General features: G+C 59.6%; 16 protein-coding genes. 7 read left to right on the top strand and 9 right to left on the bottom strand.

The annotated features are described in order from the left end of the window. Positions 1-56: 56 nt before the first annotated feature. From BFP99_RS28375 to BFP99_RS28365, 3 genes are all read right to left on the bottom strand, one after another. Complete coding sequence (locus tag BFP99_RS28375) at positions 57-770, bottom strand: fimbria/pilus chaperone family protein (RefSeq protein WP_074847951.1); 714 nt, start codon at positions 768-770, stop codon at positions 57-59. Positions 771-862: 92 nt separating this feature from the next. Next, the gene (locus tag BFP99_RS28370) at positions 863-1,510 is read right to left on the bottom strand and encodes a DUF1120 domain-containing protein (RefSeq protein ID WP_161985716.1); all 648 of its coding nucleotides are present in this window, start codon (positions 1,508-1,510) and stop codon (positions 863-865) included. Positions 1,511-1,593: 83 nt separating this feature from the next. Next, the gene (locus tag BFP99_RS28365) at positions 1,594-2,253 is read right to left on the bottom strand and encodes a DUF1120 domain-containing protein (protein WP_065926662.1); all 660 of its coding nucleotides are present in this window, start codon (positions 2,251-2,253) and stop codon (positions 1,594-1,596) included. Between the two features lie 495 nt (positions 2,254-2,748). On the opposite strand from BFP99_RS28365, the gene ppx reads away from it, so the two are divergent. Next, positions 2,749-4,251: an exopolyphosphatase gene (gene ppx / locus BFP99_RS28360; protein ID WP_027608352.1), complete on the top strand. Its 1,503-nt coding sequence runs from the start codon at positions 2,749-2,751 to the stop codon at positions 4,249-4,251. 168 nt (positions 4,252-4,419) lie between these two features. Here ppx and ppk1 read toward each other — a convergent pair whose 3' ends face one another. Together ppk1 and hemB are read right to left on the bottom strand one after the other, a co-directional pair. Next, entirely contained in the window at positions 4,420-6,645 is a 2,226-nt protein-coding gene (gene ppk1 / locus BFP99_RS28355; protein WP_027608351.1) for a polyphosphate kinase 1, read from the bottom strand. Positions 6,646-6,663: 18 nt separating this feature from the next. Further along, positions 6,664-7,677: a porphobilinogen synthase gene (hemB, locus tag BFP99_RS28350; protein ID WP_065948754.1), complete on the bottom strand. Its 1,014-nt coding sequence runs from the start codon at positions 7,675-7,677 to the stop codon at positions 6,664-6,666. 208 nt (positions 7,678-7,885) lie between these two features. Here hemB and BFP99_RS28345 point away from each other — a divergent pair, with 208 nt between their 5' ends. Further along, positions 7,886-8,524 (top strand): DedA family protein, encoded by a 639-nt coding sequence (locus BFP99_RS28345; RefSeq protein ID WP_065926664.1) that lies wholly within the window; start codon positions 7,886-7,888, stop codon positions 8,522-8,524. Here the strand turns inward: BFP99_RS28345 and BFP99_RS28340 are convergent. Further along, the gene (locus BFP99_RS28340; protein WP_065948753.1) at positions 8,505-9,740 is read right to left on the bottom strand and encodes a sterol desaturase family protein; all 1,236 of its coding nucleotides are present in this window, start codon (positions 9,738-9,740) and stop codon (positions 8,505-8,507) included. The genes BFP99_RS28345 and BFP99_RS28340 overlap by 20 nt on opposite strands. 116 nt (positions 9,741-9,856) lie before the next feature. On the opposite strand from BFP99_RS28340, the gene elbB reads away from it, so the two are divergent. Then, positions 9,857-10,522: an isoprenoid biosynthesis glyoxalase ElbB gene (elbB, locus tag BFP99_RS28335; protein ID WP_065948752.1), complete on the top strand. Its 666-nt coding sequence runs from the start codon at positions 9,857-9,859 to the stop codon at positions 10,520-10,522. Positions 10,523-10,551: 29 nt separating this feature from the next. On the opposite strand, the gene BFP99_RS28330 is transcribed toward elbB, so the two are convergent. Continuing rightward, complete coding sequence (locus BFP99_RS28330; protein WP_065926879.1) at positions 10,552-11,007, bottom strand: YaiI/YqxD family protein; 456 nt, start codon at positions 11,005-11,007, stop codon at positions 10,552-10,554. A gap of 1 nt (position 11,008) precedes the next feature. After that, complete coding sequence (locus BFP99_RS28325) at positions 11,009-12,904, bottom strand: cytochrome c/FTR1 family iron permease (protein WP_065926667.1); 1,896 nt, start codon at positions 12,902-12,904, stop codon at positions 11,009-11,011. 268 nt (positions 12,905-13,172) lie between these two features. Between BFP99_RS28325 and BFP99_RS28320 the strand changes: the two genes are divergently transcribed. The 4 genes from BFP99_RS28320 to BFP99_RS28305 are packed head-to-tail and all read left to right on the top strand — an operon-like array spanning position 13,173 to position 16,316. Then, a complete protein-coding gene (locus BFP99_RS28320) occupies positions 13,173-14,567 on the top strand; it encodes a COG3014 family protein (RefSeq protein WP_065926668.1) in 1,395 nt (464 codons plus the stop codon). Positions 14,568-14,577: 10 nt separating this feature from the next. Next, the gene (locus tag BFP99_RS28315; protein WP_015886478.1) at positions 14,578-14,949 is read left to right on the top strand and encodes a YcfL family protein; all 372 of its coding nucleotides are present in this window, start codon (positions 14,578-14,580) and stop codon (positions 14,947-14,949) included. A gap of 35 nt (positions 14,950-14,984) precedes the next feature. Further along, positions 14,985-15,572, top strand: coding sequence for a penicillin-binding protein activator LpoB (lpoB, locus tag BFP99_RS28310; protein WP_027608342.1), 588 nt, complete (start codon positions 14,985-14,987; stop codon positions 15,570-15,572). A gap of 3 nt (positions 15,573-15,575) precedes the next feature. Beyond that, positions 15,576-16,316: a penicillin-binding protein activator LpoB gene (locus BFP99_RS28305; protein ID WP_065926669.1), complete on the top strand. Its 741-nt coding sequence runs from the start codon at positions 15,576-15,578 to the stop codon at positions 16,314-16,316. A gap of 151 nt (positions 16,317-16,467) precedes the next feature. Here the strand turns inward: BFP99_RS28305 and BFP99_RS28300 are convergent, their stop codons facing one another. Beyond that, complete coding sequence (locus BFP99_RS28300; RefSeq protein ID WP_027608340.1) at positions 16,468-17,100, bottom strand: LysE family transporter; 633 nt, start codon at positions 17,098-17,100, stop codon at positions 16,468-16,470. Positions 17,101-17,154 lie beyond the last annotated feature (54 nt).

The raw sequence follows: 17,154 nt of genomic DNA, 5'->3' as shown, positions 1-17,154 counted from the left end.
GATGGCTGCCCACGTACGGCGCTACAAAACCTGCTGGCTTTTTTTCCCATGGCAGGTCACGGCTGATTCGCTACGAGCAAAGCCTCGTAGCTATCGACGGAAAACCCATAGAGCGTGGCCGGCATAAGGGTGACCGACGTGGCTGCAGAACGTTTTTCCACGGCAACGCTGAGGGTTTCGCCCGGCAAGATATAGGTACGCGGCAAAAGCGCATTCACCTTCTGCGGGTTCAAGACCACCTCAGCCGCCAGGCGCACCACATAGGGGCTGTTGTTGCGTGCGCTCAAGGTATTGCCGTGAAGGCTCCAGGTCAGCAGTTCCCACGGTGCATGATGTTGGGGTAAACCTTTGGGGTGGAGAATGAGCGGCAGGTTTTGCCGTAGGCTGATACCAATTGTCGCGCCCGAGCCGGGTTGTGCCTGGGGAATACCTTCAAACGTAATGCGCTTCAAACGTTGGGTTTTGAGAGGCTCCTTATTGATTGCCATAACCCTGACCATTTGCCGCTCACCGCTATCGACACGCGCAACGGGCTGAGTAATGACGGCTAAAGGCTCCGGGTCTTCCGGTATATCTTCGATAACTGAATGAAGCAGGGCAGGACTTGGGTCCGTATTGGTGACATTGATGCTGACTTCACCATCCGCCTCATTGAGAATGACAACTGTTGTTTCCGGTTCCATGCCGTCTGCATACGCGGCACGGCAGAAAACAAAACCGAGACACAAACAACCGGCCAGAATAGATTTTTTTCTTGTAGAAACAAGCATCAACACTTCCTTCACAGCAATAACGAAACACGCCGAATCAGGTGGGCTGCCGCCAAAGAGACTGCAAGCCGACCTGAATCGCCTGGAAGCTTTTAGAGATAGACCAATTCCAGGGTTGTATGGCCATCAAGTTTTATTTCGTTATTCATGCTCAGCGCAGAGGTTTTATTGATCACTGGTTGAACATTCAAATTCCCCGAGACGACGGTTATTTTAATCGGCGAATAGCTGGCGCTCGTACGCCAACTTCCAACGTTGGCTGACTGCCCCAAGACAGGATCGGTGATCCCCCAACTCGCGCCATTATTATTAGACCGCGCAGCCCGTACAGTTTTACCATCGGCAATGTTGTTTTCCATGAAAACCACGTAGCCGCCGATTTTTTCATTCTTCGAGGTAAACCCAAGACCATAATTGAAATCATCGTTATAAGTAATATTGTACTGACTCACCATCATGCCGCGCACCTTGCTGGACGCGCGGTTATCCTGTGCCTTAATACCAACAAACGTGGGCGATGCACACCTGACGGTGTAAGGCGTCCCCTTTTTGGCCAGTTTGGTGTAGTTAGTAGCACTCAGTGACCTAGGATCAATCCGACCGTAATCTATCGTTGAATTAACAATAGTAAAACTGCAACTGGCAGGCGCAATGGAGCCTCTCACTCGTAAGTCCGCAGCTTGCGCACTCAAACCCAGCATAGCGAGAAACATACCTGATAACGAAATAATCTTCTTCATAGCAATCATCGACAATAGCCAAAGAGACACGTGCTGATTGACACTTCATAGTCAGCACGCCATGGATACCTGTGTGGAGAAGCCTAGAGGTAGCGCAACTCCAGGGTGAAATGGCCGTCCAGGTTGATCTGGTTGCTCATATCAAGTTCGGACGTCTTGTTTATGACGGCTTGAACTTCAACATTGCCGGAAACAGCATTAACCAATATCGGCGCATACACATTCCCCGCACGCCAACTGGCTATATTGGCAGTGTGGCCTACTGCTTGGGTACTGTTTGGTTCCCATCGTACGCCGTTATTTTCCGAGCTAACAATCCCTACCGACTTGCCGTCAGCTACAGAATTTCGAAGATGCACTACATAACCTCCGATTTTCTGCCCCCTGGAAGTGGCCCCCAGACCAAAATTGTAGAGATCCTTATAGTTCCCGCCAAACTGCCCCAGCATCATGCCTGGTATTCTCGAGCCAGCTCGATTATCAACGCTCTTGATACCCACTTTTATTTTAGACTGACCACTGCACCTCACCGTATAGGGAACACTCTTCTTATCCAGCTTGGTATAACTTGTCGGACTCAGGCTGCTCGGGTGAATAGTTCCATAGTCAATGACCGAGCGGGTGAGTGTAAAACTGCAACTGGCTGGAGCGATCGCGCCTTTTACACGTACATCGGCAGCCTGGACAGTCAGGCTCGCAACGACGAGGCATAGGCCCGCCACTACTGGGTAATTCTTCTTCATCTAACTTCCATCCATAGCAATGACCATAGGCTGGCCAGTTATTGAATGATCAGAACACCTCCCCTGCGTCACGCCTGGTGCGCATATGAATATCTCGTCCTTGAAGCTCCGACCTATAAACACCACCCGGGACAGGTGCCGAACGTGAGTATTCATATTCCAAGAGAATAATAAAACCGGAAAAAATGACACCTCATGTAAGAGTGATCCCTATCTCCACTCTAAAAAACAACCCCATGTATACGAACAGGGACACAGCAAGTTAGGACAAACATAAAACGGCGTAAGACTTATCGACACACTCAATAAAACCAAGAATAGCCAGTACAAAATCCAGTGCTTTCTGGCTTTGTAATACATCATTTGTGGGCCGGTCCTACGTGCCACGCAGAAAGCACTTATAGGTATACGAGGAAAAATCCTCTGTTACTACGCGTTGGCTCCAGCGATCGATCGTGGCACGATGGCAAGGTTATCGACCGAGACCCCCAAACCATGCCGCAATCCCAAGCCAAGAATCTGTCCCTGATCGCCGCCATCGACCTGGGCTCCAACAGCTTTCACATGGTCGTGGCCAAGGCCCAGAACGGCGAAATCCGCATCCTTGAGCGGCTCGGAGAGAAAGTGCAACTGGCTGCCGGGATCGACGATGAGCGCCAGCTCAATGAAGAATCCATGCAACGCGGGCTCGACTGCCTCAAGCGTTTTGCACAGCTGATCAACGGCATGCCCCTGGGCGCCGTGCGAATCGTCGGCACCAACGCCCTGCGCGAAGCCCGTAACCGGGGCGAATTCATCCGTCGCGCCGAGGAAATCCTCGGCCACCCCGTAGAAGTCATCTCCGGCCGCGAAGAAGCGCGCCTGATCTACCTCGGCGTGTCCCATACACTCGCAGATACCCCCGGCAAGCGCCTGGTGGCGGACATCGGCGGCGGCAGTACCGAGTTCATCATCGGCCAGCGCTTCGAACCGCTGCTGCGCGAAAGCCTGCAGATGGGCTGTGTCAGTTATACCCAACGCTATTTCAAGGATGGCAAGATCACCCCGGCGCGCTACGCCCAGGCCTATACGGCAGCGCGTTTGGAGATCATGAGCATCGAGCACGCCTTGCACCGCCTGACCTGGGATGAAGCCATCGGCTCGTCCGGCACCATCCGTGCCATCGGCCTGGCGCTCAAGGCCGGCGGCCATGGCACCGGCGAGGTCAACGCCGAAGGCCTGGCCTGGCTCAAGCGCAAGCTGTTCAAGCTGGGGGATGCCGAGAAGATCGACTTCGACGGCATCAAGCCCGACCGTCGCACCATCTTCCCGGCCGGCCTGGCGATTCTCGAGGCGATCTTCGACGCCCTCGAACTGCAACGCATGGACCACTGTGACGGCGCCCTGCGCGAAGGCGTGCTGTATGACCTGCTGGGCCGCCATCATCATGAAGACGTACGAGAGCGCACGCTCACTTCGCTGATGGAGCGCTATCACGTCGATCAGGAGCAGGCAGCCCGCGTGGAGCGTAAAGCCCTGCATGCGTTCGATCAGGTCGCCGAAGACTGGGACCTGGAAGACGGCGTATGGCGCGAACTGCTCGGCTGGGCGGCCAAGGTGCATGAAGTGGGCCTGGATATCGCCCACTACCACTACCACAAGCACGGCGCCTACCTGATCGAGCACTCCGACCTGGCGGGTTTCTCCCGGGAAGACCAGCAGATGCTCGCGCTGCTGGTGCGCGGCCATCGTCGCAATATTCCCAAGGACAAGTTTGCCGAGTTCGGCGATGAAGGCATCAAGCTGATCCGCCTGTGCGTGCTGCTGCGCTTCGCGATCCTGTTCCACCACATTCGTGGCACCCAGCAGATGCCCCAGGTAACCCTGCGTGCCAATGGCGACAGCCTGGATGTCGTATTCCCCAAAGGCTGGCTGGATGAGAACCAGCTGACCCAGGCGGACTTCGCCCAGGAAGCGGAGTGGCTGACGCGGGTGGGGTTCAGCCTGAACCTGCGCTAACCCGATCTCATGAACACTGCAAAAACAAATGTGGGAGGGGCGGTGCGACGACTCGACTTGCTCCCGATTACGGTGTGTCAGTCGCGAATACTTTGACTGAACCACCGCAATCGGGAGCAAGTCGAGTCGTCGCACCGCCCCTCCCACATTTTCAGAGCGTGTTGTCTGTTAGTTCACCGACAGAATCGGGCTACCCAACTTTTCCAGCAACGTCGCCTGGGCGCTGCGCGGATTCTGGTTGCCAGTCGGCGTGTTACGCACGTAACGGCCATCCGACTGCAGGCTCCAGCTGTGGGTGTTATCGGTGAGGTAGCTTTCCAGCTCCTTCTTGACCCGCATGATCAGCTTCTTGCCCTCGACCGGGAAGCAGGTCTCCACACGCTTGTCGAGGTTGCGCTCCATCCAGTCGGCACTGGAGAGGAACATCTGCTCCTCGCCGCCGTTAAGGAAGTAGAACACCCGCGTGTGTTCCAGGAAGCGGCCGATGATCGAGCGCACATGGATGTTATGCGACACGCCGACAATGCCCGGACGCAGGCAGCACATGCCACGCACCACCAGGTCGATACGCACCCCGGACTGGCTGGCCTTGTACAGCGCGCGGATGATCTTCGGATCGGTCAGCGAGTTGAACTTGGCGATGATGTGCGCCGGTTTGCCCTCGAGGGCGAACTGGGTCTCGCGGGCAATCATGTCGAGCATGCCCTTCTTGAGGGTGAACGGCGCGTGCAGCAGCTTCTTCATGCGCAACGTCTTGCCCATGCCGATCAACTGGCTGAACAACTTGCCGACGTCTTCACACAAGGCGTCGTCGGAAGTCAGCAGGCTGTAGTCGGTATAGAGCTTGGCGTTGCCGGCGTGGTAGTTGCCGGTGCCCAGGTGGGCGTAACGCACGATTTCACCGGCTTCACGGCGCAGGATCAGCATCATCTTGGCGTGGGTCTTGAAGCCCACCACGCCGTAGATCACTACCGCGCCGGCCGCTTGCAGGCGGCTGGCCAATTGCAGGTTCGACTCTTCGTCAAAGCGCGCGCGCAACTCGATCACCGCAGTGACTTCCTTGCCGTTGCGCGCGGCGTCTACCAGCGCGTCGACGATTTCCGAGTTGGCACCGGAACGGTACAGGGTCTGGCGCACGGCCAATACGTGCGGGTCCTTGGCAGCCTGGCGCAGCAGGTCGACCACCGGGGTGAAGGACTCGAACGGGTGCAGCAGCAGGATGTCCTGCTTGCTCACGACGCTGAAGATGTTCTCGCTGTTTTGCAGCAGTTTCGGGATCTGCGGGGTGAACGGGGTGTATTGCAGCTCCGGATGGCTGTCCAGGCCAGTGATGCTGAACAGGCGCGTGAGGTTCACCGGGCCATTGACCTGGTACAGCTCGGTCTCGCCCAGGTTGAACTGCTTGAGCAGGTAGTCCGACAGGTGTTTCGGGCAGGTGTCGGCCACTTCCAGGCGCACCGCATCACCGTAGCGCCGCGAGAACAGCTCGCCGCGCAGGGCGCGGGCCAAGTCTTCGACGTCTTCGGAATCCAGCGCCAGATCGGCGTTACGGGTCAGGCGGAACTGGTAGCAGCCCTTGACCTTCATGCCTTGGAACAGGTCATCGGCGTGGGCATGGATCATCGACGACAGGAATACATAGTTGTCGCCAGCGCCCCCCACCTCTTCGGGTACCTTGATGATCCGTGGCAGCAAGCGCGGCGCCGGGATGATCGCCAGGCCCGAATCGCGACCGAAAGCGTCGATACCTTCCAGCTCGACGATAAAGTTCAGGCTCTTGTTCACCAGCAGTGGGAACGGGTGCGTCGGGTCCAGGCCGATCGGGGTGATGATCGGCGCGATTTCGTCGCGGAAGTAGCGACGCACCCAGGTCTTGATCTTGGTAGTCCAGTGGCGGCGACGGATGAAGCGAACCTGATGCTTTTCCAGTTCCGGCAACAGGATGTCATTGAGGATCGCGTACTGGCGATCCACATGACCGTGCACCAGCTCGCTGATGCGCGCCAGCGCCTGGTGCGGCTGCAGGCCGTCCGCGCCAGCTTGTTCACGGGCGAAGGTGATCTGTTTCTTGAGGCCGGCGACGCGGATCTCGAAGAATTCATCCAGGTTGCTGGAGAAAATCAGCAGGAACTTCAGGCGTTCCAGCAACGGGTAGGACTCATCCAGTGCCTGTTCAAGCACGCGGATGTTGAATTGCAGTTGTGACAGCTCGCGGTGGATGTACAGGCTGCTGTCATCCAGATTGGTCACTACGGCGGCCACCGGGGCCGGGGCTGGCGCTTCGGCTACCACCACAGGCGCGGCCGGCTCGTGCTCCGGCGGGGTCTCGGTGACTTGTTCCACCACCGGGTGAGCGTCTTTTACGGCAACTTCGGAGAGTCCTTCGGTATTCATCGAATGTTCCTGTGAGGGCTATTGTTGCTCTCTAAGCAATTGGGCGGCGCGGGCGGCGAAATAGGTCAGGATGCCATCAGCCCCGGCACGTTTAAAGGCCGTCAAGGATTCTAGGATTACCCCTTCACTCAACCAGCCATTTTGGATTGCAGCCATGTGCATGGCGTATTCGCCACTGACCTGATACACAAAGGTCGGCACTTTGAATTCCTCTTTGACTCGGTAAAGGATGTCCAGGTACGGCATCCCCGGCTTGACCATCACCATGTCGGCACCTTCGGCCAAATCCGCCGCCACTTCGTGCAAGGCTTCATGGCTGTTGGCCGGGTCCATCTGGTACGAAGCCTTGTTGGCCTTGCCCAGGTTCAGCGCCGAGCCCACCGCATCGCGAAACGGGCCGTAGTAGGCGCTGGCGTACTTGGCCGAGTAGGCCATGATCCGCACATTGACGTGGCCGGCCAGTTCCAGGGCTTCGCGAATCGCCTGGATGCGGCCATCCATCATGTCCGACGGCGCAACCACCTGGGCGCCTGCTGCCGCATGGGACAAGGCCTGCTTGACCAGCGCGTCGACGGTAATGTCGTTCTGAACATAGCCGTCTTCGTCAAGAATGCCATCCTGCCCGTGGGTGGTGAACGGGTCCAACGCCACGTCGGTGATCACCCCCAGCTCCGGGAAACGCTCGCGCAGGGCGCGGGTGGCGCGCTGGGCGATACCGTCCGGGTTCCAGGCTTCGGCAGCATCAAGGGACTTGAGTTCAGACGGCGTGACCGGAAACAACGCCAACGCCGGAATCCCCAGGTCGACCCAGCCCGCCGCCTCTTCAAGCAGCAGATCAATGGTCAGACGCTCTACACCCGGCATCGACGCTACCGATTCCCGGCGATTTTCACCGTCGAGTACAAACACCGGCAGGATCAGATCATCCGTCGTCAGTACGTTTTCACGAACCAGGCGGCGAGAAAAATCATCACGGCGATTACGGCGCAGGCGGGTAGCAGGGAACAGGCGATTGGCAGGGGTAAAGCTCACGACAGACTCCTGAGCCCGGGTTCACGGGCGAGCGTTGCAGTTATAAGCGGGCATTATGACGAAGGTATGACAGTTGTGCTTAACGATGCGACCTGTAGTCGCATTCGTCGGTTAATGTAGGAATTGTTCACTTCGTGACACATCTCGATACTTTCATGAATGTTCACGAAGGCGTAGGCTGCGCGTTCATTTCGCCAGCACCCAGACCATGCTTCAACAATTTCTGCATGACTTCGGCTACTTTGCCCTCTTCCTAGGCACGTTCTTCGAAGGCGAAACCATCCTGGTTCTCGCAGGCTTCCTGGCGTTCCGTGGGTACATGGATATCAACCTGGTGGTGGTCGTTGCCTTCTTCGGCAGCTACGCCGGCGACCAGCTTTGGTATTACATGGGGCGCAAGCACGGCCGCAAACTGTTGGCGCGCAAGCCGCGCTGGCAATTGATGGGCGACAAGGCCCTGGAACATATCCGTAAGCACCCGGATATCTGGGTGCTGAGCTTCCGCTTTGTCTACGGCTTACGCACGGTAATGCCTGTTGCGATCGGTCTGTCAGGCTACCCGCCACTGCGCTACCTGATCCTCAACGGTATAGGTGCTGCAATCTGGGCGGCGGCCCTGGGCGCTGCGGCTTATCATTTCGGCGCGGTACTGGAAGGCATGCTGGGCAGCGTCAAGAAATACGAGCTATGGGTACTGGGCGCCTTGCTGCTGCTGGGCTTTGGCCTGTGGCTGCGCCGCCGCTTCAAGAACGCCCGTATCGCCCGCCAGGCCTGTGCCGATGCCAAGGCGCGGCTCGCCGCCACCGAGCCCGTCCCGGTAGAAGCGCCTAAGACACCAGTCGAGTAAGCCGGCCCCTGCAACAGTAGAGGCCAATCACGCTGAGCAGGCTGTAGCTCACCAGGCCCAGCCAGCCCAGGTTGCTGGCCGGCCACAGCCCGACCACCGGCGCCAGCCACACCAACGGCACATTCAGCGCCAGGCGTATCAGCTCTGCCTTTAACGCCCACGGGCGATTCTCCAGGGCTACCCCCAGGGTGAACAATCCAAGCGCCATCGCCCCCCAGCCGACAATCAGCGCTGCGCTGGGCAGACCCTCGCCGACATTCATCAAATAGCTGCCAAACCCCACATACGCCGCGAACTGCAGGGCGATGTAGACCTGTTGGCGCGCGCCCAGCGGCACGTCGAATTTGCGGAACTGGCTCAAATCCGGCTTGGCCACGGGGTATTTGGCCTTCACGTCCGCCGGGCGCCAACCGGTGCGCATGAACCAGATGCGCAGCTTGTCCCACTTACTTTCGGTACGCCGTGCATCACGCCAAAGCTGTGCATAAAACTGCAGGTTGGCCCATAACGGATTCCAGCTGGCCAAGGGTGTGGTCACGCCGAAAATCACCGGCTCGTTGTCGTCCTCTTCCTGGAAGGTGCCGAACAGCCGGTCCCAAAGAATGAACACACCGCCGTAGTTGCGATCCATGTAGAGAGCGTTCTGTGCATGGTGGGCCCGATGATTGGAGGGCGTGACGAAAAACCACTCGAACCAGCCAAGCTTGGGCACGTGCCGGGTATGCACCCAGAATTGATACAACAGGTTGAGGGACGCCACGCTGATAAACACCACCAGCGGCACGCCAAGCACGGCCAGGGGCAGGTAGAAGATCCAGCTCAGCAGGAAGCCGGTGCTGGTCTGGCGCAGGGCGGTGCTGAGGTTGTAGTCCTCGCTCTGGTGATGCACCGAGTGCGCGGCCCACAGGATATTGCGCTCGTGCCCCATCCGGTGCAGCCAGTAGTAGCAGAAGTCGTAGAACACAAAGGCGAATACCCAGGTCCAGACGCTGTGGGCAGGCAGTTCGATCAACGCCAGGTGCTTGAGGGCGAACGCGTAGGTCAGCAGCCCCATACCCTTGGTCAACAGCCCGGTGGTGGTGGACAGCACGCCGGTGCTGAGGCTGTTGATGGCGTCCGCCACCCGGTAGTTGCGCTGGCCACGCCAACGGTCGGCGAGCAGCTCCACCACAATCAAGGCAATGAAAAACGGTACCGCGTAAGGCACGAAGTCCATGGTCTGGTCCGGTCTATTTTTGTTACATCAAGATTAGGTGCAGCAGCGCGAGATCCCATTGGCAACAGGTGACAAATTAGTAGACATTTAACGCCAAGACTCCAGGAGAAATGCCCATGAGCAAAAAGATTGCAGTGATCCTTTCCGGCTGCGGCGTGTACGACGGCGCAGAGATCCACGAAAGCGTGATCACCCTGCTGCGCCTGGATCAGCGCGGTGCTCAGGTCCAGTGTTTTGCACCCGATATCGCCCAGTTGCATGTGATCAACCATCTGACCGGCGAGGAAATGCCCGAGTCGCGCAACGTGCTCGTGGAGTCGGCCCGCATTGCCCGGGGCGAGATCAAGGATATTCGAGACGCCAACGCCGACGAGTTCGATGCGCTGATCGTACCCGGTGGGTTCGGTGCGGCGAAGAACTTGTCCAACTTTGCCGTCGAGGGCGCGGGTTGCAGCGTCAACCCGCACGTGCTGGAACTGGCCGAAGCCTTTGCCGAAGCGGGCAAGCCGGTGGGGCTGATCTGCATCTCGCCGGCCCTGGCCGCGAAGATCTACGGCCCGGGCGTGACCTGCACCATCGGCAACGACACCGACACTGCCGCGGCCCTGGACAAGATGGGCGCCACCCACCAGGAATGCAGCGTGGAAGACATTGTCGAGGACACCGCACGCAAGTTGGTCAGTACGCCCGCCTATATGCTCGGCAAGAGCATCAGTGAAGTGGCCTCAGGCATCAACAAGCTGGTGGACCGGGTGCTGGAGCTGACCCACGAGAACGATTAGTGGGGATGCCGGGCTCCCTCTCCAACGGATCAGGACTGGCGCATTAACCGCGTCAGTATCCTGTCGAGTGAGTTGGCAAATGCCTGCTTGTCCTTCTCCCCATGGGGCGGTGGTCCACCGCCCATCTGGCCCTGCTCGCGCAGGTCGGTAAACAGGTTGCGCACCGCCAATCGCTCACTCATGTTCGCCGGGCTGAACTCCTTGCCCCGAGGGTCGAGGGCCGTGACGCCCTTCTTCACCAGGCGGTCGGCCAGGGGCACATCGCTGCAGATCACCAGTTCGCCGGGCACTGCGTGCTCCACCAGATAGTCATCTGCTGCGTCCGGGCCGCTGGGCACCACGATCAACTTCACGCACGAGAAGCTCGGCTTGATCTGGCTTTGGCCGGCCACCAGGACGACCTCGAACTGGCGCTTGAGGGCGAACTTCACCACCTGCTCCTTGGCGGCCCGGGGGCAGGCGTCTGCATCGATCCATACGCGCATGTTATGCCGCCACTCGCTGCTTTTCTGCCAGCCGGCTGCGGCCATAGAGCACCACAATGGCCAGGATCGCCACGGCCTGTGCGCTCAACGAGTACGCATCGGCGTGGATGCCCAGCCAGTCGAAGTCAAAGAACGCCACTGGCCGCGTGCCGAAGATGCCGGCTTCCTGCAACGCCTTGACGCCATGCCCGGCGAACACCACCGACAACGCGCACAGCAGCCCCGCATTGATGCCGAAAAACAGCGCCAGCGGCAGTTTCGCCGAACCGCGCAGGATCACCCAGGCCAGGCCCACCAGCAGCACCAACGCCGTGGCACCACCCGCCAGCACCGCGTTGTGCCCGGCCGGGCCCGCTTGCAGCCACAGGGTTTCGTAGAACAGGATCACTTCGAACAGCTCGCGGTAGACCGAGAAGAACGCCAATATCGCAAAACCGAAACGCCCACCGCCGCCCACCAGGCTGCTCTTGATGTAGTCCTGCCACGCCGCGGCATGGCGGCGGTCGTGCATCCACACGCCAAGCCACAGCACCATCACACTGGCGAACAGCGCCGTGCAGCCTTCGAGCAATTCGCGCTGGGCGCCGCTGACATCAATCACATACGCCGCCAATGCCCAGGTGGCCAAGCCGGCCAATAGTGCCAGGCCCCAGCCGATGTTGACGCTGCGCACCGCCGATTGCTGGCCGGTGTTGCGCAGGAACGCCAGGATCGCCGCCAGCACCAGGATGGCTTCCAGGCCTTCACGCAGCAGGATCAGCAGACCGGAAATGTAGCTCAACGACCAGCTCAAGCCATCGCTGCCCAGCAAGCCTGCGGACTCGGTGAGCTTGCCCTTGGCCACGTCCAGGCGCTGCTGCACCTGCTCGATCGGCAGACCATCCTGTAACGACTGCCGGTAAGCCATCAGGGCCTTCTCGGTGTCCTTACGCACGTTGGCATCGACGTTATCCAGTGAGCTTTCCACCAGCTCAAAGCCTTCCAGGTACGCCGCCACCGACAAATCATAGGCTTGCTCGTGGTCACCGTTACGGAACGCTGCGAGGCTCTTGTCCAGGGTGCTGGCGGTGTAATCGAGCAACTGCGCCGGGCCACGCTTGACCTGCGGCGGTTGCGCACGCTGGGCGCGGAAGGTCGCGGCAGCGGTTGGGCCGTTTGCGGCCAGCACTTCATTAGGCGTCTGGCGGGCCAGGTCGGCGAGGTTGAAGGGCTGCTCGCTTTTCGCCGCAGCCGGGTCGGCGGTGAAGCCGGCGATGTAGGTGGCCAGGTCCCAACGCTGGCGGTCGTCCAGTTGGTCAGCAAAGGACGGCATGTCAGTGCCTTCGACACCCAGGCCCAGGGTGTTGTAGATCGCGTAAAGGCTCAGGCGATCCAGGCGCGCAGCATCCGTCAAGTTGGCCGGAGGCGGCGTCATCCCCACGCCGGCCGGACCATCGCCGGCACCGGCAGTGCCGTGGCACACCGAACAGTGCTGGGCGTAGAGCGGTGCGCCGCGCGTCGGGTCGGGCGTGATGGCCGGGGCTTGGCTGACTTCATACGCGACTGCCAGCTTGGCGCCCAACTGGCGGGCCTGGCGAGCGACGGTCGCGCCGTCTGCATGAGCGGTGACAGCCGCCAGCAGTTCCTCGACCCCCTTCACCAGTTCCGCGCGCTCAGGCTTTTGCGGCAAATCCGCCACCAACCCCTGCAAGACCCCAAGAAACTCCACCTGCTCGCGGTATTCCGAATCATCCACCACCTTGCCCGCCTCTACCGTCGGTGGGTAGTCGGCGCCAATGTAGTCCAGCAGATGCAGGGCTTGTGGAGCGCCCTCGGCAGTCGCGGCCAGCAGGTTGAAGCTGCACGACATCAATGCCGGCAACAGCAGCCAGGCGAGAAAACGGAAGGGGCCAGTCATGAATGAATCTCAAGTGGAAATACGAAGTAACACATTGTTAAGCGTTAAAGGGTTTGACTCAAGGCGTTAGTGATTTGTCGTGTGGGCGGACGGGGCATTTTGGAGATGGGTTACTGGCATCGCTGTCAGCTCAATCGAGGCAAAAAGCCATTGTTTTGCCAGTAACGATGCTTATAATGCCGCGCCCTGTTAGTGCGAAAGGGAATTTCGTTCCTCGGTTTTATGAGGAATAACCATATTGGTTGACTACTTTCAGGGAAGAAGTGACATGGTTTTTCGCGCCTTACCTCCGCTCGCGCTCGCGGCAGTCACTTTGCTCAGCGGCTGTTCAATGTTCCGCAGCTACGACGCCGAGCTGCAAGCCACCAACCAGCAACTCGCCACCGGCAATGTCGACGCCGCCCTGACCCTGCTGGAAAAGAACAACACCGGCGAAGACAAAGACCTGCTGTATTTCTTCGAAAAGGGCGAGTTGCTGCGGGCCAAGGGCGACCTGACCGGCAGCCAGACCGCCTGGCGCAGCGCCGACCTGCAAGTCTACAAGTGGGAAGAGTCGGTCAAGTTCGACAGCGCAAAATACCTTTCCCAGTTCGGCAGCTTCCTGGCCAATGACAAGGTGCGTCGCTACGAAGGCTATGACTACGAAAAAGTCATGCTGACCACGCAGATGGCCCTGAACCTGCTGGCCTTGAACGACTTCGACGGTGCACGCACCGAAATCAAGAAGACCCACGAACGCGAAGCGGTGATCGCCGACCTGCGCGACAAGGAATACCTCAAGCGCGAAGACGAAGCCGAGCAACAGGGCGTGACCACCCAGATCAAGGACCTGCACGGCTACCCGGTGCAGGCCCTCGACGCGCCGGAGGTGGTCGGCCTGAAGAACAGCTACCAGAGTGCGTTCAGCCATTACCTGGCCGGCTTCGTCTACGAAGCCCTGGGCGAAAAAGACCTGGCAGCCCCCGGTTATCGCAAGGCCGTCGAGCTGCGCCCTAACACACCACTGCTGGAAAAAGCGCTGCTCGACCTGGATAAATCCAAGGTCGGCAGTGACGAAACCGACGTGCTGATCGTAGTGCAGAGCGGCCTCGCACCCGCCCGCGACTCGATACGCCTGCCGCTGCCGATCCCGATCAATGGCAATCTGGTGATCACCCCGCTGTCGTTCCCGGTGATCAAGGCCGACACCTCCACAGCGACCTTTGCCCAGATCGGTGTCGACGGCCAGCAACAGAACCTCACGGCGCTCAACAGCACCACGGCCATGTCCCGCCGCGCCCTGCGTGACGACATGCCAGGCATCATCCTGCGCACTACCGTGCGTGCGGTAAGCCGTGGTGTGGCGCAGAACAACCTGAACAAGACCAACCCCATGGCAGGCCTGGTACTGGGTATCGCCTCGGCCGTGACCGAAGGCGCCGACACCCGCACCTGGCGCACCCTGCCGGACATGACCCAAGTCACGCGTCTGCGCCTCAAGCGTGGTGAACACCAGGTCAGCCTGCCCAACGCCCTGGGTGGCACGCTGGTAACGATCAAGGCCGACCAGCGCTACCAGGTGATCACCCTGCGCGTGGTCGGCAACCAAGTGTTCGCCGGTGGCCTCGCCGCCCATGTGCTGCCCGGCACGACAACCCAGGCCATCGCCCTCAAACAACCTTAAGGAGCACCCTATGCGTCACTTTATCCTCGGCGCACTGGCGCTGGTCCTGCTTGCCGGCTGCGCCACCCCGCCACCACCGGAGCCTGGCAGCGCCGCGAGCAAGATCGTGGTGATGGGCAAGTTCAAGGGCATCGCGGTCGGCGCCATTCGTGTGGCCCGCGAGAACGGCTTCCTCACCGCCAAGGTGCAACTGAGCAATATCACCAGCAGTAACCAGATGATGTATTACCGCTTCGCCTGGCTGGGCGCCGATGGTTTCCCGGTGGGCGATGAAGAGACCTGGAAAGTGCTGAACCTGTACGCCAACCAGGCGACCTTCCTGCCCGCCATTGCCAATGTGCCCCAGGCCGCGGACTTCCGCCTTGAAGTCAAAACCCCTTGAGCCGTTCATTCTTTTTGCTGCTGAGAGATTTCCCCATGCTTGCACGCTTCTCGATTCTCGCCGTGGTTGCCGTCCTGGCCAGCGGCTGCGCGAATACCTCCCCGGTACTGGGTGGTAAAAACATCAGCTACGGCGACACCAAGGCCGTGGAACTGGTGACCAACGAGTTCGGCTCCACCGACCTGCAGATGATCGCCGAAAGCATGACCCGCTCCCTCGCCCAGTCCGGCATCCTGCAAGGCCGCCCGGTGGTGCAGGTGTATGACGTGAAGAACAAGACCAGCGAGTACATCGACACCCGTGAGATCACCACGTCGATCAAGACCCAGCTGATGAAGACCGGCACCGCACGCTTCGCCAGTGACAACACCGACATGCAAAGCCAGGTCGACCAGCTCAAGCTGCAGAACCAGAGCGGCTTGTACAAGAAGTCCAGCGTCAGCAAGACCGGCAACATGGTCGCCGCCAAGTACCGCCTGGAAGGCTCCATCAGTTCCATCGTCAAGCGCAGCTCGGACTACAAGGACGTGTTCTACAAGTTCAGCCTGCAGCTGATCGACGTCGAGAGCGGCCTGGCCGAATGGATGGACGAAAAAGAAATCCGCAAGACCACGGAGCGCTAGGCAATGCGTGCATGGATCGGTTTGATCGGCCTGTTGTGCGCCTTTGGCGCCTCGGCTGCACCCAAGATTGCGGTGACCGACCTGGCCTACCAGGCGCAGGTCGAGGAGTACATCCACCAGGTTTCGGCCAGCAACAACTTCCAGGCAAGCAGCTACAACGCCAGCGGTGCATCGAACTACAGCGAGTACGAGAGCCGTAGCAGCTACATCGAACAAACCGAGCTGCGCAAGTTCAGCGGTGATATCAAGGGGGAGATTCTCAAGTCCCGCCAGTTCCAGCTGGTGCAGGGCACGCCCTACACCGCCGATGCCAAGGGTGACGTCTATGACGTGATCAAGCGCATAAAGGCCGGTCACTTCAAGGGCGCGGACTATGTGCTGTTCGGTACGCTGTCAGACATCGACTTCACCCAGGACATCAACGCCCTGGACCACACCAACAGCTACTCGGCGGTGCTGGGCCTGACGCTGGTGGCGGATTTCAGCCTGATCAACACCCGCACCTACGAAATCACCTCGGCGTTTACCGCCATGGGCGAAGGCCAGGACACCAAGCTGGTGAACAGCCGCGACATACGCGTGAGCCTGAACCGGCCGCGGGTGGTGAAGGAAGTGTCGAAGGCGCTGGGTGAGGACGTGGCACGGCAACTGGCGGAACAGTTAGGCGGCGGCTATCAAGAGCCTGGCCAGCCGGTGTTGCGCAATAACCTGCCAAGGGATGAAGCGCCGAAGATCCTGCGCTGAAGGGTAATCCTTTGGAAACACACAACCCATGTGGGAGGGGGCTTGCTCCCGATAGCAGGGTGTCAGTCAGCTTAGCTGTAACTGAGACACCGCCATCGGGAGCAAGCCCCCTCCCACACTTTTAACTCGGTTTCTTCAGAGGTACCGAGGTTTACGCCGTTGCGCGATGCAAGCTGGCCAGGAAACCCGCAGCCCCCACGAACAACCCGGCAAACGTACGGTTTACGCGCTTCTGCTGCTTGGGCGTGCGCAACAGCCGCAGGACTTTGGACGCCAACCCCGTATACCCCGCCATCACGATCATATCGACGCTGATCATCGTCGCACCGATGATCAGGTACTGGACCAGCAACGGCGCCTGGGGATTCACGAACTGCGGCAGCACCGCCAGCATGAACACCAGGGCCTTGGGGTTGCTGGCGTTGACCAGGAAACCACGGAACATCATCGCCATTGGCTTGCCGAGCGGGCGTATCGCCGCGTCATCGGCCATGTCCATGGGCAAGGCACGCCATTGCTTGACGGCCAGGTACACCAGGTACGCCACGCCAAACCACTTGATCGCATAGAACGCGGTCGACGACGCCGCCAGAATGGCACCCAAACCGCCCGCTACCACGGCAATCTGCATGGCCAGGCCCAGTTGCAGGCCAATGGCGTTCCAGTAACCGCGCAGGAAGCCGTATTGCAGGCCGCTGGACATCGAAGCGATGGCGCCGGCGCCAGGGGAAAGGGAGATGATCCAACTGGCCAGGAAAAAGGCCAGCCACGTGTCGAGTGCCATAGCACACCTCGGGGAAGAGTCAGCGATTGTCGGGCCTTAAGCTAACTCCGCCGA

Source organism: Pseudomonas sp. 1 R 17, from assembly GCF_900067035.1.
GTDB lineage: Bacteria > Pseudomonadota > Gammaproteobacteria > Pseudomonadales > Pseudomonadaceae > Aquipseudomonas > Aquipseudomonas marginalis.
The sequence above is the reverse complement of the archived record's forward strand: the minus strand, read 5'-3'. Positions and strand labels throughout refer to the sequence as shown.